This is a genomic window from Shewanella sp. SM21, from assembly GCF_025654335.1.
Lineage (GTDB): Bacteria > Pseudomonadota > Gammaproteobacteria > Enterobacterales > Shewanellaceae > Shewanella > Shewanella oncorhynchi.
Genome location: NZ_JAKKRL010000003.1, coordinates 400725 through 417156, shown reverse-complemented (window position 1 = coordinate 417156; position 16432 = coordinate 400725). Strand labels below are relative to the sequence as shown.

Below are 16432 nucleotides of genomic sequence, written 5' to 3'. Positions count from 1 at the left end.
ATCGAGCGGTTAAAAACACTCTTGCCTGCTTGATTAACTCCACATACTTGGAAGATATTTTTTGCGAGATCAATTCCTATTAGTGTAACTTTCATTTTGGACACCTTTTGTTGTTATTGAACGTGCAAATTCAATATGGCGTAAATGACGCCTACTTCACAAGAGGTGTCCATCCCATCATCCTTGGATGCTCGACCGCCCCGTCCATGGGGCGGACGGTCGTCTCGCTAATCACCATGGCTCACCTTTTGGGCACTAGTGTAACCAGTCTGTATGAAGGAGATACCCAGCAAGCTTTTGGACATTTTTGAGTCAGTTTGTTAGCTCTAACAAATGAGTTCAGGATAAAAATTTCTATGGATTATCGCCCCGTTCACCCTACTGAGAGCGTTTTTGTGTAAAGTGGTGCACAGCAACACACAAAAACGAACGTAGCAGTATGTGTCGGCGTGCAGCGGTTTGTTAGGTTTATTTTTTGTCTGTAATTGCTTTTACGCCCTTAATTGACAACTTTCGCGAGTATAAAGGAGATTTATGATATGCAGGGCTAATTTTTTGTGCAGAAGAGATAAGGTTACGCATAGCCTCTTCTAGACCTTCTTCTTTATAAGCAGTCGATGGCTCACTTTGATATGGTAGATCTGGATTGTTTGTTACGCATGGAACTGAAGGATGATTTATTTCTTCCAAGTAGCTATAAAATGCATCTTTTGATATTACAGTACCGAACATTCTCCAAGCGTATTTTTTACCCCAATAGTAACCATCTTTTGCTTTGTATGTAACACGCTGGTCATTCTTAGCTTTTTCTGCAGGTTTATTTTCCCGAGCAATTTGTTGTGCAAATGCATAGCTAAAAAAGGGGTTAACCTCAGCTGTTTTCGAAAGAGCAGACAACTCAATTACATTTCTTCCGTTTTTATCTGTAGAAAACCCAATATTATAACGCTGACCTTCCTCGATAACGGGAGCACTATTGGCCTCAAATTCATACAAAGTATTCGTCGTTTTAGGAGTGAAACTATGAAGAAATTTACCGTTTGGAAGTTGGCTTATTTTATAATTGCTAGCAATCAGATCGTGTATTGTAAAAAGGTCTCTTGATTTCATATTCTTCCCTTGTGTGTGCTGATTCCGAGTAAACGTAACGCCGCGCAGCACGCGCGGCTTTGTAGTGAAGGCGCAGCCGCAACGAAAAAGCTATCTCTGCGACTGCGATTATTAATGGCTACTTACCTGATTTTCCTAGCATATCCCTTTTTGACTACTCTACCGATATAGCTATTTAAGCCTTGCCCAGCTCTTGCCAGCTTATGCATTTCGTTGATGCAGGCTGCACCAGCACTTTGATTCGTGTAAAGGTAGACTGAGCCATCTCCGAACTGAACGGTGATTTCGCCTGCTCCAATTTCGTATGCAACCACATTCGAGTTACCACCCAAATTTTTATAACGTTCCATCATCACTTCCTTTTTAGTTGATACTACTTTGATTTTGAGCTAAAGCCCCTTAACGTCTTAGTATTTATGCGCTGCGCTGTTTGCAGGGCATAAATCGTTTGTTGACTAAATCTCAAATATGGCCGCTGCCACATCAGTGTAAATGGGTATAAATGATGCTATAGGAATTTACTTTTTTGCGGTAGCTGTTTTTTATACAGCTTTGACACTAATCACTTGATATCGTTTTAGCTTTATCATTTTTCGCGCTTATTTTTTGTTGATGAATCGCTATCTAACGACTCAAAACTTCAAGGAATACACCTCCCCTCGGAGTTGCCGCAGGGCGAATAGACAAATTACGTGAGTCTCGCCATGGATGGCGAGCTAGCTTTCGCAGGTGCAGGGACGCATCCTTCGGAAGCGATAGCAAATTTGTCAATGAGCACAAGGGGCTTTCAACTCCTTTGGGGGCGTCTTGGAGCATCCAAGGAGGATAGGACGAGCAGTCCTCCTTGGTCGGTGTGGGGTGAAGCCCCACGACTTTGATTTTGATTAAAGCATTCAAACTACGAAACTCACTTCGGGGCAATAGCTTTTTAGCTAAACGAACAGCAGAAGTGTTAATTAAGATTGGCATTGTTGCAACTGTGACCGTTGGCGGCATGGATGCCGTCGTCGAGCCCTCTGGGACGCTTCTTGTTAAATGCAAGGGCGGCGAGTCACAGGGGAAACATGCTGTAAACTGACAACAAAGTTATCTTGCTTTGGGGCAGAAGTAAGTTAAACCAACCTATCGGATCTAATTGCATCCTGATGTGAATCTTGCAGGTTCAGTCCAGGCTGATTCACCTTTTGTCATCTGCATGTCATCTAAACTTCATCATTCGGTCAAAGCCCCCCACTAAGCTCATATTCGTTAACAGCCTAATGGGGTGAATACGAGATGACAGGATTTAATTTCAAGAAACTTGAGAGGTCTACGCGGGAAGAGATAAATGACCCCAGCCTTTCCCCTCCCATCTTTAATCGCTCAACGCCAACATTAGCACCAACATCCTCAAATCAATTCAATTGTGCCGCTATTACCCCATCCGCATCAACTTCAGCCCATACCCCAAGCATCACAGTTAACGCCCTCTGGTTGTCAGATATTCATTTAGGCTGTAAAGATTGCAAGGCTGACTACCTGCTCAGCTTGCTTGAAACCGTGCGTTGTCAGCACTTGTATCTGGTCGGTGACATAGTCGATTTATGGGCGTTAAAACGTAAGCTGCACTGGCCCGATAGCCATAATAAAGTGCTGCAAAAATTCATTGAACTGGCACAAAACTGCACCCAAGTGATTTATCTGCCGGGCAACCACGACGAACTGATTAAACCCTACGCCGAGCTAAGCCTGTGGAATATTAAAATTGTCCGCCAACATATTCACCACGGAATTGGCGGCCATAAACTTTTGATGCTCCACGGGGATCAGTTTGATGCCGATGTGTGTGTCGGCCGTTTCTACGCCATATTGGGCGACCATTTATATGACCTATTGTTGTTCCTCAATCGCAATCTCCATAGCTTGCGGGAACACTTAGGTTATCCCTATTGGTCACTGGCAAGTTATATCAAGTCCAAAGTGGGCAAGGCTCAAGCGGCTATTGGACATTACCGTCAAGCGGTACTCAACTATGCCCAGCACTTTGATGTTGACGGTGTGATCTGCGGTCATATCCATCAGCCCGAACTCTCGACTCACCCCAGAGCTGCCCAATATTACTCACCACTCAGTCCCCCAGAAAAGAGGCGGATCATCTACGCCAACGACGGTGACTGGGTCGAAAACTGCAGTTTAATCACAGAAACCTTAAGCGGCGAATTACAACTTTGCCGCTGGAACGAGCAAACGCTCAAGCTCGATATTCTCAACAGTATAGCGCTGGTACAACAACCGCCTGAGACGCACAAAGACAAGCAACAAAAAACGGCAGCGCAGCAAATGCCAAACATAAATACCGGCGAAACTCGCCCAAGGGATGTTGCCTAACACTATGAATCAATTACATAACGCTATGGAATACAATGAACAAATGCTAAACAGCAGCATTAGCCATAACAAGCATACTGTGCCGTTTAAGGCGAATAACATGATTTTTACCGTTGATAATGTGGTTGAACAAAATCTGCCAGCTATCAATGACAAACCTTGGCTCGCTAAACCTGCCAAGGCCATGCTGCGTTACCTACTCAATGAAAAACAGTGCAACGATATCGCCAGTCAATATACCTATTTACAGGGCGTAGACTTTGTCGAACAAATGCTGGCGAGTTTTGACTTTAGTTTTACCGTGCCCGCCAACGAGATAGAAAATATTCCCTGTGAAGGCCGAGTGGTCATATTCGCGAACCATCCTATAGGTTCACTCGATGCATTAGCGCTCATCAAACTCATCAGTGAAGTTCGCCCTGATATTAAAGTCGTCGCGAATGAACTCTTGATGGCGCTGGAACCGCTGCACTCAATCCTACTGCCAGTGCGCAATATGACCGGCGGCACACCGAAACAGCATTTAGAAAAAATCCACCAGCATCTGCGTAATGAAGGCGCAGTGCTGATTTTTCCGTCGGGCGAAGTCTCGCGTCTGCGCCCTAACGGCGTGCGTGATACCCAATGGCACTCAGGCTTTTTAAAGATGGCGATTTCCTGCAATGCGCCCCTACTGCCAATATTTTTAGATGCCAAAAACTCTGCCACTTTCTACGGTGCATCTATGATTTACAAGCCACTTGCGACACTGCTGCTAGTGAAGGAAATGTTCAAGCAGGCTAAACGTAATATGCCGATCCGCATTGGCGAGCTCATTCCCAATGAAGCCGTACGCTCAATGGACTTTCCACTCAAGACAAAGATAAAACTGCTTAAAAATCACTTGTATCGTATTGGCAAAGATAAAGATCCACTGTTTATCACCCAGAGCGCTATCGCCCACCCCGAATCGCGCCGTGAACTGCAAACGGCACTGCAACAATGTGAACTTCTAGGGGAAACGCAAGATAACAAGTTGATTTATCTCTACCAACACCACGACAGTAATCCCATCATGCGGGAAATTGGCCGCCTGAGGGAAATCGCCTTTCGCGCCGTAGGCGAAGGTTCGGGCAAGCGCCGCGATATTGATAAATACGATTCCTACTACCAACACTTAGTGTTGTGGGATAAAGAGCAGTTTGAAATTATCGGCGCCTATCGTTTTGCCAGTGGTGAGCAAGTCTTAGCAAAATATGGCGACAACGCACTCTACAGCCAATCCCTATTCCAATACGCCGACAGCTTTATGCCCTTTGTGAAGCAAGGGTTAGAACTCGGTCGCAGCTTTGTGCAGCCTAAATATTGGGGTAAACGCAGTTTAGACTATCTGTGGTTTGGCATTGGGGCTTATCTCGCCAAGCATCCTGAATATCGTTATCTATTTGGCCCTGTGTCCATCAGCAATCAACTGCCTGGAAGTGCTAGGGAAATGCTAGTGCACTTCTATGCGCGGGAATTTGCACCTGCACAGCAGATGGCAGTTTCCATGTCGCCCTTTGGCTTATCTAAATCCCAAAAAGCTAAGTTAGATGACTTGTATTTCTCCGAGGATTATCAGAGTAACTTTAAGCAACTCAAACAAGTGCTCGCGAGTATGGGGGCGGCCGTACCTACGCTCTACAAACAATATGGTGAACTGTGTAAAGCCGATGGGGTTAAGTTTCTCGCCTTTGGTATCGACGCCGACTTTGGCGATTGTATCGATGGCTTAGTGCTGGTGGACACCCACAAACTGAAAGGTAAAAAGTATCAACGCTACATAGGCGCACACTTGCCCGAATCGGAGCGGATGCCAATCACAGCGGATGATGAGCCAGAGGTCCAAGATCTTTGAGTTAAAACTTTGTAATGGGTGTTGGCTAAACTTGCACCACTCTGTTATAAGTAACTGTAATGCAGCGCATTAACAGAGCGCATCTTAGGATGCGCAAGCTTAACAGGGGATCATCATGCCGATCATTATCGCCGATATTATGAGTACCCGAGTCGTCACGGTTGAAATGGACGATCGATTAACTGTGGCGAAGGAAATCTTCGACCAAGCGAGCTTTCATCACTTGTTGGTCGTCGATGAGTACCAACTTGAAGGCGTGTTATCGGAGCGGGATCTATTGCGCGCGATTAGCCCGAACTTGGGCAGTAGCGCCGAAACCGCAAGAGACTTAGAAACTCTACAAAAACGTGTACATCAAGTGATGACGCGTAATCCGGTTACCGTCGCACCCCACATCAATTTAGACACGGCCACCCGCATGTTATTAGATAACGATATCGGCTGCTTACCCGTGTTAGAGGACGGTAAATTGGTTGGGATTGTTACTTGGAAAGACTTATTACGTGCCTATTGTGAATACAGGACACAAAATCAAAGCGAGTGCTAATCCTAAGACTACACTCGCTTCTGTTCTCAATAACTCAGTTCAAATCACTCAGTTTGCCTAACTTAAATCGCCCAACCACCCATATAAAACACCACTAAACCTAAGGTGATGGCAAGCACGCCTAACTTCAGTTTACGCCATTCGCCACTGCAAATACGGCCTACCACCAGTGTCACAAAACCCAGCATAATACCGGTAACGATATTACAGCTTAAGATGATAAACACAGCGCAGGTTAAACCCGACATGGCATCAACTTTATCGTCAAAGTCGAGTTTCGCCACATTACTCAGCATCAACAAACCCACATACATCAAAGCAGGCGCTGTCGCATAGGCAGGCACTAAGTAGCTTAATGGCGCTAAAAACATCATCAACAAAAACAGTACGCCAACTATGGTAGCCGTTAAACCTGTCTTACCGCCCGCTGCAGTCCCCGCCGCCGACTCGATATACACAGCCGCTGGTGCACCGCCGACTAAACCTGCCACCATACTGCTGACTGAGTCTGAAGTTAAGGCTTTACCGCCGCCGACAATATTGTCGTCTTTATCGAGTAAATTCGCTTGCCCAGCCACAGCACGGATAGTGCCGGTCGCATCAAAAATCGCCGTCATTACTAACGCTAATACGATAGGCAAGACCACAGGATTAAAGGCACCCATAATATCGAGCTGACCAATCAGTGAATGCTCTGAGGTAAAATCAGGTAAAGCGAACAAGCCTTGGTATTTAACGCTCGGATCGAACACTAAACCAAATACCGATAGCGCGATAATCACCAACAAAATACCGCCAGGTACACCGCGGCGCTCTAAACCAATTGTCGCCGCTAAACCTATAACGGTAGCGATAACAGGTAAACTGTTAATGTCGCCTAACTTCACAGGTAAGCCTGCGCTATTGGCCACAATCAACTGCACACTGTTAGTCGCAATCAAAAGTAAAAACAAGCCGATACCTATGCCTGTACCGTGGGCTATGCCCTTAGGTAAATTCGCCAGCACCCACTGGCGAATACCTGTCACACTCACAAGTGTGAACGTCACGCCCATTAGGAAAATAGCGCCTAAGGTGACTGGAATCGACATTCCCTGACCTAGGACTAAGCTAAACGCAGTAAAGGCAGTGAGCGAAATCGCGCAGCCAATCGCCATAGGTAAGTTAGCCCATAAACCCATGAGTAAAGAACCAAATGAAGCAATTAAACAGGTTGCAATAAACACGGCACCGGGATCAAATCCCGCTTGGCCTAACATGTTAGGCACCACAATCACTGAGTAGACCATAGCGAGGAAGGTTGTGAATCCCGCAATCACTTCTTGGCGAACTGTGCTACCACGTTGTTGAATAGAAAAATAACGGTCCAGAAACGAACCAGAGGATACGGCTGTTGAACTCAATTGCTCAGACATAATGTTGTTATACCTTGTGATCTCTTAAAATGGGGTCGGTACCAATTACCCTAAAACGCAATTGGCGACGCTGGCTGCGGCAGATTAGAGCCCCAAATCCATCAGACTTGGGTGAGAGATCCACATCATTTTCCTACTGTGGGAAAAATCCATGATCTGCAAGCAGTGATGCCTCGCGATGATTAAAAAGCCATTAACCATGTAGACGCAGCCGTTGTTGGCCGCGGATGATACTGGAATCTCCCAAAGATAGCTAAGACATCGCCTACACTTCGATAAAAAATTAGCGGCAAAAACTGAAATCTGTTGTTTAAAAAAACGCCTAAACCTATGTAATAACTGCTACTTAATATCACATTAATCACGATAAGAGTCTGCCAGTGCCGCGTAAACGTACGCTAACTTCACCCCCTCCTTCATCTCCCAATATTAGAATATGGCAAGTCAACCAAACCTTGATACTTAGTGTATTGATACTTGGCGTATTAACGTTTCAGGGGTTGTTGTACAAGGAGCCACACTTACGCTTTATGTAACGAACACCTCGTCATTCACACCGCCTGCGTGAATATGCGATCTTGGTAGCTTTATTGAACAAAAAATTACTCTGCTTTTACAGCCACATCAATATGACTTATGCTTAGAGGCACTGATGGGACTACACTTAGCTGACTATGAAAGAAAAAGGATTGGGTATGGACGAAAGGCGTAAGTTTTCGCGGATTCTATTTGCCACGAGCGCACATCTACAACAAGGTGGTGCACAGTGGGAGACGACCATTCTCGATTTGAGTCTAAATGGTGCCTTGGTTGAAGAACCGCAAAATTTTATTAATTCGGGTGATGCTATTACCCTCAGTTTTGCCTTACCAGAATCTGACATTGAGATCCGTATGGAAACTGAGTTGGTCCATCAAAAAAATGCCCAATTAGGTTTGAAGTGTAACTTTATCGATGTTGATAGTATCAGCCACCTAAAACGTATGGTGGAACTGAACCTAGGTGATGCTTCTTTGCTGAATCGTGAACTTATGTTGTTTATCGAAAAACACAATATCACAGCTTAAAACACCAGCTCACAAATACAAACAGCGCCTCATGGCGCTGTTTTGCTTGCTGGTGTTAATCTCACTCGCGAGCATTTGATGCTAAATCGCTTCTAGCGCTTCGGATAACTTAGAAACACCCACCACTTCCATCCCAGCTGGAGGCTTTTTCGGCACATTGGCCTTGGGCACGATTGCTCGCTTAAAACCATGCTTAGCGGCTTCGATTAATCGCTCTTGCCCATTGGGCACAGGACGAATTTCGCCGGACAGCCCGACCTCACCAAAGGCAACTAAATCGCTAGGCAAAATATCACCGCGAAAACTCGATACCATTGCAAGCAGCAAGGTTAAGTCGGCACTGGTTTCCGTTACTTTCACGCCGCCCACCACGTTAACAAACACATCCTGATCCGACATCTGCAAACCACCATGGCGGTGCATTACGGCAAGCAACATGGCCAAACGGTTTGCATCCATACCCACAGCCACGCGGCGCGGGTTAGACATAGCTGAGTTATCCACCAGCACTTGCAGCTCCACCAACAAGGGCCGGGTGCCTTCCCAAACCACCATGACAAGCGAGCCAGATGATTCTTCTTCACCACGAGAGAGGAAGATTGCCGAAGGATTGGCGACTTCCTTTAAGCCGCGCTCTGTCATGGCAAATACGCCTAATTCATTGATCGCGCCAAAACGATTTTTATGGGAGCGCAAAGTGCGGTAACGACTATCGCTATCCCCTTCGAACATCACAGAGCAGTCGATACAATGTTCCAATACCTTGGGCCCAGCCAAACTGCCATCTTTGGTCACATGGCCGACCATAATCACGGCAATGCCATTTTCTTTCGCAAAACGGGTTAAGTAAGAAGCGGATTCACGCACCTGCGACACACTGCCAGGGCTCGATGCCACATCACTCATGTGCATCACTTGAATCGAGTCAACGACGATGACTTTCGGCAATTCTTTAAGGGCAACTTCGCAAATTTGCTCGACGCTGGTTTCAGACAACATCCGCAATTTATTGGTTGGTAAACCAAGGCGATGGGCGCGCATCGCTACCTGCTGCAACGATTCTTCACCCGTGACATAAAGTGCAGGCATTTGCTCGGCCAAATGACACAGAGTTTGCAATAAAAGCGTACTCTTACCTGCGCCTGGATGTCCGCCTATCAAAATGGCAGAACCTGGTACAATCCCACCACCGAGTACTCGGTCTAATTCGCCAAAATGACTCAAGATCCGCGGTAAGGCATTGAGATCGATTTGATCTAATGTCTTCACTTCATTGCTGCTTGCTCCGGCATAACCGACAAACTTAGTGCTACGCCCAGGCGAAGCTGCACCGAGCCTCACCTCAGTGATCGTATTCCATTCCTGACAAGCGCTACACTGCCCTTGCCAACGGGGAAAGTCTTGTCCACACTCATTACATACGTACGCCGTTTTATTCTTTGCCATAACTCATTAAAATCTGTATAAAATCAATTTAAGTAACTGCGAATACTGCCGACATAAGACTAACAGCCCAATACAAAATAAGCATTAAAAAGAACCCTACATGAGTCTAGATAACCATAGTGCACTCATCGAACAGCTCAAGCCATTGCTCATGGAACCTAACTTCCAAGAGATTTTCCAGCAGCTGACGATAGATGAAACCAATTCGACCCGTTTTCTAGTGAAAATGGAACTCAGTCGTTTGGCTTCACCATGCACACGAATTATCGATCTCAGGGATAAATCTGAGCTTCCTTGTGTTGAAGTGATGTTAGGTCAACAGCGACATTTTTTAGATGAACCCGCCAAAAACAGTATGCATGAGGCCATGTCACTGTTTCGCAACCAATATACCTTGGGAGTATACGAGTATGTGCTCAATGCTCACCAACAACGTCGGTTAAAGTTGCGCCAAAATGTCACGCAAGTGGAAGCCGCTGAGTCAGAGCCTTTTATGGTGCCAGGCGTGGTATTAGGCAGTTATTTCAACCGCACAGAAGAGCGGATGAATTACAGTATTCGCATCGCAGCATCGCAAACCGGCCGTGGTGAAGTACAAGGGATAACTGCAGATTTATCCGTAGGTGGTGCCCGTATTCGTCTTGCAGCCAACCATCCCTTCGATCTCGACCATCCCCTTAAAATAAAATTACTGGAACTCAGTGAAGAGTTTTACTATCCCGATCTCCAGCTCGGTGTTGACTATGAGGTTGTCGATAGCCAAACCAATGGCGAATATATTTGGTTAAGACTCAAGCGTATTGGGGGCAGCGAAGCCTTAAGTGAAATGCTTGGCAATTTAATCCGCGGCTACAAACTGCGTTACAAAGTAGATGTGAATGATGTGATAGTCACAGCAACAGGGCTTGGATTTGAGCGTCATTATTTACCCCATTTACCGCACTTACCTTTATATTTCAATACTCAAACGCAAGGTTTGAGCCACATGCTACTCAGCCGAGATAACCAGCAGATAGTGCATTATTTTCAAGATGAAAATGATGTGAGCCAGTTACCAGCTATGCTGACACCAAGCCGTTTATCTGAGCTACTTAATCATCCTGAAAATCCCGACCATGGGCTATTTTTTAGCTTTACCTATAATGCCCAAGGTTGCTTATATTTTTACTCTGCCACCTTAGCAGAGCTTAAAGCTAAGGGCATGATGCCTTTATTTTTAGGCTTTGCATCGACCAAGCCCAGCTGGCGGATCTTCAAAGTCACCCAAGATAAAATTTATCATGATAAGGGTTATCGACGTGCGACCCTCCCCGGAGATGAAGCAAAATTTAGCCCATTGGTCGAACAACAATTATCACAATTTAGCCATTTGCTTCAGCTCATCGAAATCAGCAACGAAGATACCAGAGGCCATTACAAAGCTTGGCAAGACGATAGTAATGCCAACGCCCTAAAAACCTTTGGTCAACAAAGACTGACCACCAATCAAATTAAGTTAGTTTCCATGCAGTTTAGCGAGCGACGCCAAGAAGCGCGTTTCGCCTTTAAAACCTTAGTCAATGTGACTCAAGACAAGCACAAAGCCACGGGCATTACTTTAGATATTTCAAGCCGAGGCATGCAATTAACCTTGGATAATCCTGCAGATTTTTCATCAAATAAACCACTACTGTTAAGCTTCCCAAAGCTCCAAACCATTGCAGGCAAAACACAGCTAGATAACCTCCCCTACCGCTTAGTGCGTACCCGCAAGAATGGTGTAACCTTGCATTTAACCGCCGTTATGGGCCATACGCCCCATGTTGGGGTAGAATTTTTAAATAAACTTATTGCCCATAACAAAGAAAAATTAGAGCAACTCACCGAAAACAATAGTGAAATCAAAGAACTTGCCGATGGTTTAAAAAATATTTTGATGCATGATTTACATTCTGTGCCCTATTTTGTTGAAAAAACGACAAAATCTGCCCAAGTCGCTTGTTTAGGCGTTGGTACACAACAGGATGAGATCAGCGATATTTTTGCCGCGGGCACCTCAGATACTCTGCAATATAATTTAGCGCCACTGCTAAAAGACGGTTTTTTTAAGCGAGATATTCTCGAACCTATCCGCCAAATGAAACCCCAACAGGACATGGATTTTATTGAAGTGTTTATTCAGTTAATTCGCCAATCTCGCGGAAAAATCTTTTTAAAGTGCACTCTTGCAACTGAAATCGGTGATGTCGAAGCACAGATAACCTTTATCAATCAGAGCAAAGCATTAGGCAGATTCCTCGCCCTACGGATTTATCGCGGCGCGACAGAGAAGCCTGACATGAACTACCTACGCCGTGAATTGGAATACATTAATATTCATGCAAACCATAAAGCTAAACAGTTAGAAGAACAGTTATGGCGTGTGATTGGTGTCGGCGAACTATTAGATATTACCCAAGAAGTCGAATTAAGATACCCAGTACTTCATAAAAAGCAGTCTTAATTGTTCAATACCGCCAGATCAAAACTTAAATACCAATCCCTTATCTTAGGAAAATGATCACTGGTGGCATCTAAATGCGTCAGCATATCTGCATGGCCATAGTCATGCTTAAAGCCATTCTCCTTAGCGAGAAGCGTCGATTTAACCCGTTTAAAGCCACACTCTACGACCATATCCGCCACATCTTCAGGGTGCCCCAACACAGTATCGTTTTGCCCTGAGATAAACCAAGCCGGTGGCCAATGAGCGCGCTTTGCCGCTTTCGCATAATCAAACCCATCATCGTGATCGATCCAATCGCCCCGCACCCAATCGATACTTTGAACTAATGAGGCACGGCTCTCATTGTCCATACCAATGCGCAGCTTATCGGCGGCGAGGTAACCTTGGCCCATCGCTAAACCTGGCGCTAAACGATTCCAAAAAACATCAACCATTAACCACTTTTTGAAGGACTTAACCCGAATTGTCCGTTTGCTACCGAAAGTAAGCAGTGAACGAACGCTTTGCTGCAAATCAGGATATCGGGCCAAACTACTCGCCATCAACACGCCGCCCCATGAATGGGCACACCAATGCACCTGCGAAGGCGCCACTGCTTTACGAGTCGTCTGCTCTTGGCAGACTTTTTGATGTAAATCGAGAATCGCCTGCTGCACTAAAGGTAACTGCTCGCGGATCACTTCCCCCTGCCCTAAGGTAAAATCACGATCGATTTTAGGCAAGCTGAGCCCTCTTCCTGCAGTATCCAGCACATACACCACAAATCCCGCCTTCGCTAAATAACAACCAAGACCACGGCCACTCAGGCTATAAAACACCCGACCGTTAGACATAGCGCCATGGAGCATGAGGATAGGCGTTTTAGAAAAATCAGGCGCAGCCGGTAATAACTGGCGTAGATGCAGTTGACCATCGCGGTACGGCAGGTAGATTGAAGACTGTGAAATGGTCGAAATTGAGCCTTGGGCGAGCTGAGTCAAAATAAGTCACTGGTAGTTTATCAATATCCCTAAACTACCAGCTCATCAATAAAAGACAAGAGTCATTGCTCTAACTCAGTCTCTATCCAGACTTATATTTAAATAAATGAATAACCTAGATTTGTAGCAGATAAGGTAGAACCCGCAGGTCGAGATGGCGAATATTGGCATCCGCCGCCGCTGCCAGCTTAGGTTTGGCATGGAAAGCGATACCAAAATCCGCTGCCATCACCATAGGAATATCATTCGCGCCATCGCCGATCGCGACTCTTTGGCCTTTTGGAATTTGCCACTGCTCACTACAACGCTCAACCACATCTGCTTTAAACTGCGCATCCACAACTTTACCTGTTACTTCCCCCGCAAGTTTACCGTCAGTGATCACTAACTCATTAGCAAAGGCCGCATCTAAGTTTAGAAGCTGCCTTAAATGGCCAACAAAAGGCGTAAAGCCGCCAGATGCAACCACTAAACGCCAGCCATGGGATTTAAGTTCTAAAAGCATGGGCTCAAGCCCTGGCATCAAAGGCAAGTTGTCGCACAAGGTCGTGATAATACTGGCATCGGCGCCCTTAAGCTGTGCAACGCGCTGACGCAAACTCTGCTCAAAATCTAGCTCACCTTGCATAGCACGTTCAGTAATCGCCGCCACGCGCTCACCCACGCCTGCCATGACCGCTAATTCATCAATACATTCAATCTGAATCGCTGTGGAATCCATATCCATCACTAATAAGCCGGGATGATTCAAGCAAGGCAAATCAGCATGAATGACATGCAGTTCAGCTAAAGACTGCGGGAATGCCGCTAACTGCGCCTGAGAAGGCAAATTTACCAGTGCCAACTCGATACAATGTAAACCAACTTGTCGTTCGATATGGGCGATACCGATAACGTTAGACTGAGGTAATTGCGCTATCCATGCCGATATTGTCGCCTCTACCACAGCATCTTGATAAATAATTCGCACACGTGAAACACCAGCGGGGTTTGCTGACTCTTGATAACGTTCAAACACTTGCCCTTGGCGTTCAAACCTTGGGGAATGGCCAGAGACTAACCACAAAAAAAGCGCATCTTGGTTCAAGCTTTCCATCGGACTTAAATTCTCCAACTATCGGGCTCACTCAGAATCAATTATGATTAGGCAAGCGCTCTACATTTTAAGGGTCAAAGTGTTATATCTTAAAGGGCTAAAGAAAAGCCATAAAATCAGTAGACTGATCCAAATTGCCGCCGCATTCGCCTTAATATTCGGCTTAGTGCAATTGTGGCAAACAAGCCTACTACAAGGTCAGCTGCTTCTAAAGTCCCAAACTCAAAAGATGGCCAGATTACTGGTACAGCAAACCGCTTATGGTGCCGCACCCGCGCTACAACTGCAAAATGACGAGCAGTTGCAATGGCTCGCCAGCGCTTTAGTGGAAGATCCTAAGGTGATGTCCGCCGCCATCTTCAGTGACCAAGGCATGCGGCTATCCTTCGCTCAAAGCATCACTAAGGATGTAGTTGATCCTGACTCTGAAGATATGAATTTGCTGCTAAGCAAATATCCTCCCTATGTAGAGCCCGTGATCCAAGAAGGGAAAAATCTAGGTTATGTCGAAGTTAGGCTTGATACCAAGTTATTTTTCAACGAAATCAAAGAAGCCCATAATTTAAACATGGAGCAACAACAAATCATGCTGTTGGTTGCAGGCTTGATTGGTATGTTGCTTTCGCGCTCTTTGTCTTTCAAACGTGCCGACTTCGACCGCCGCCGCTTTCGGGTTAAGTTGCGTCAAGCGCCGAAAAAACCTAAGAAACGATCCATAGCTGAAGAGCCATCAGAAAGTGTTAATGATGGTTTGGCGCAAGAGCTAACCGAAGATCAACCGGTGGCAACCACTGATAACCCACAAGAGAAAGTGACTAAGCCAACTAAGGCACCAAAAGCAGTGACAGAGGCAAATACCGATAAGCTCACTCAGACCAGCGTGCAAACTAAGGCCGAAAAAACGTCAAAAAAATCATTGGAATTACAGGATAATACAGCAGTTGAAAACGCGGCAAACGATGCGGAACAAGCGGTACCTGTTAAGGTTAAACCTAAAGTGAAAAGTGTCCGCCGAGTAAAACACGCGACTAAAGCAACAGCCGCTGCGGTCGAAACCTCGACGCCAAAAACGCCCAGTGAACCAAGTGATCTCGACACAGATTCAACAGGTTAATATCTATTTCGATAGATAAGGTAAATCACTAATCTATTGATAGCTAAGCTCTAGATAAGCCATAAACAAGCAATTTCTAATAACCAAACCATTAATAACAAAGTCGAATAGAACAGCCGCTAAAAATTGGCATAAAAAAGGGTTCGCATTGCGAACCCTTTTTCAGTAGCACACTCTTACAGCGTAACAGTTACAGTGTAATCGCCGCTTCTAATGTCATGATGATCATGTCATTGAATGTGGTTTGACGTTCTTCTGCAGAAGTCTTTTCACCGGTGCGGATATGATCAGATACAGTCACAACGCACAGGGCACGCGCACCAAACTCATGGGCAACGCCGTACAAACCAGCCGCTTCCATTTCTACGCCTAATACGCCCATCTTCTCCATCACGTCAAACATTTGTGGATCAGGAGTGTAGAACAGGTCCGCAGAGAAAATGTTACCTACGCGAACTTTAGTGCCACGAACTTTCGCAGATTCGATAACCGCATTCATCAGCTCATAGTTAGCGATAGCAGCAAAATCTTGGCCTTTAAAACGTAAACGGTTAACCGCTGAGTCAGTACATGCACCCATACCGATGATCACGTCACGTACTTTAACGTCAGTGCTGATCGCACCACAAGTACCCACACGGATCAGGTTCTTAACGCCGTAATCACGAATTAATTCAGTTGCATAGATAGAGCATGAAGGAATACCCATGCCAGAACCCATTACTGAAATACGCTTACCTTTGTAAGTACCAGTAAAACCTAGCATGTTTCGAACATCAGTCACTTGCTCAACATTTTCTAAGAATGTTTCAGCAATATATTTTGCACGTAATGGATCGCCTGGAAACAGCATTGTCTCAGCGAATGCGCCCTCTACAGCATTAATGTGTGGTGTTGCCATCGAAATAACCCCTGTTTATTTTATTAAG

General features: G+C 45.5%; 13 protein-coding genes. 6 read left to right on the top strand and 7 right to left on the bottom strand.

Annotated elements, in window-relative coordinates:
• Window positions 1–468: 468 nt before the first annotated feature.
• Window positions 469–1110 (bottom strand): hypothetical protein, encoded by a 642-nt coding sequence (locus L5L94_RS06150; protein WP_107948990.1) that lies wholly within the window; start codon window positions 1108–1110, stop codon window positions 469–471.
• Between the two features lie 122 nt (window positions 1111–1232).
• Window positions 1233–1460 (bottom strand): hypothetical protein, encoded by a 228-nt coding sequence (locus L5L94_RS06145; RefSeq protein WP_263161920.1) that lies wholly within the window; start codon window positions 1458–1460, stop codon window positions 1233–1235.
• Window positions 1461–2385: 925 nt separating this feature from the next.
• On the opposite strand from L5L94_RS06145, the gene L5L94_RS06140 reads away from it, so the two are divergent.
• From L5L94_RS06140 to L5L94_RS06130, 3 genes are all read left to right on the top strand, one after another.
• Window positions 2386–3477: a UDP-2,3-diacylglucosamine diphosphatase gene (locus L5L94_RS06140; protein ID WP_263161917.1), complete on the top strand. Its 1092-nt coding sequence runs from the start codon at window positions 2386–2388 to the stop codon at window positions 3475–3477.
• Window positions 3467–5353, top strand: a complete 1887-nt coding sequence (locus L5L94_RS06135) for a lysophospholipid acyltransferase family protein (protein ID WP_263161914.1) — start codon at window positions 3467–3469, stop codon at window positions 5351–5353. Before L5L94_RS06140 ends, L5L94_RS06135 begins: the two co-directional genes overlap by 11 nt.
• A gap of 115 nt (window positions 5354–5468) precedes the next feature.
• Entirely contained in the window at window positions 5469–5900 is a 432-nt protein-coding gene (locus L5L94_RS06130; protein WP_028761428.1) for a CBS domain-containing protein, read from the top strand.
• A 62-nt stretch (window positions 5901–5962) separates the two neighbouring features.
• Here the strand turns inward: L5L94_RS06130 and L5L94_RS06125 are convergent, their stop codons facing one another.
• The gene (locus L5L94_RS06125) at window positions 5963–7315 is read right to left on the bottom strand and encodes an NCS2 family permease (RefSeq protein ID WP_105251716.1); all 1353 of its coding nucleotides are present in this window, start codon (window positions 7313–7315) and stop codon (window positions 5963–5965) included.
• A gap of 695 nt (window positions 7316–8010) precedes the next feature.
• On the opposite strand from L5L94_RS06125, the gene L5L94_RS06120 reads away from it, so the two are divergent.
• Window positions 8011–8382 (top strand): PilZ domain-containing protein, encoded by a 372-nt coding sequence (locus tag L5L94_RS06120; protein WP_105251715.1) that lies wholly within the window; start codon window positions 8011–8013, stop codon window positions 8380–8382.
• 81 nt (window positions 8383–8463) lie between these two features.
• On the opposite strand, the gene radA is transcribed toward L5L94_RS06120, so the two are convergent.
• A complete protein-coding gene (gene radA / locus L5L94_RS06115) occupies window positions 8464–9828 on the bottom strand; it encodes a DNA repair protein RadA (protein WP_006082696.1) in 1365 nt (454 codons plus the stop codon).
• A gap of 100 nt (window positions 9829–9928) precedes the next feature.
• Here radA and L5L94_RS06110 point away from each other — a divergent pair, with 100 nt between their 5' ends.
• Complete coding sequence (locus L5L94_RS06110; RefSeq protein WP_028761432.1) at window positions 9929–12310, top strand: PilZ domain-containing protein; 2382 nt, start codon at window positions 9929–9931, stop codon at window positions 12308–12310.
• Here L5L94_RS06110 and L5L94_RS06105 read toward each other — a convergent pair.
• Window positions 12307–13293, bottom strand: a complete 987-nt coding sequence (locus L5L94_RS06105) for an alpha/beta fold hydrolase (RefSeq protein WP_263161907.1) — start codon at window positions 13291–13293, stop codon at window positions 12307–12309. The genes L5L94_RS06110 and L5L94_RS06105 overlap by 4 nt on opposite strands.
• Before the next feature lie 115 nt (window positions 13294–13408).
• Window positions 13409–14389 carry a phosphoserine phosphatase SerB gene (gene serB / locus L5L94_RS06100; RefSeq protein ID WP_263161906.1) on the bottom strand — a complete coding sequence of 327 codons (981 nt, stop codon included), beginning with the start codon at window positions 14387–14389 and terminating at the stop codon, window positions 13409–13411.
• Window positions 14390–14468: 79 nt separating this feature from the next.
• Here serB and L5L94_RS06095 point away from each other — a divergent pair, with 79 nt between their 5' ends.
• Window positions 14469–15503, top strand: a complete 1035-nt coding sequence (locus L5L94_RS06095; RefSeq protein WP_263161905.1) for a YtjB family periplasmic protein — start codon at window positions 14469–14471, stop codon at window positions 15501–15503.
• Between the two features lie 190 nt (window positions 15504–15693).
• Here L5L94_RS06095 and deoD read toward each other — a convergent pair whose 3' ends face one another.
• Window positions 15694–16404: a purine-nucleoside phosphorylase gene (gene deoD, locus L5L94_RS06090; protein ID WP_006086929.1), complete on the bottom strand. Its 711-nt coding sequence runs from the start codon at window positions 16402–16404 to the stop codon at window positions 15694–15696.
• Window positions 16405–16432 lie beyond the last annotated feature (28 nt).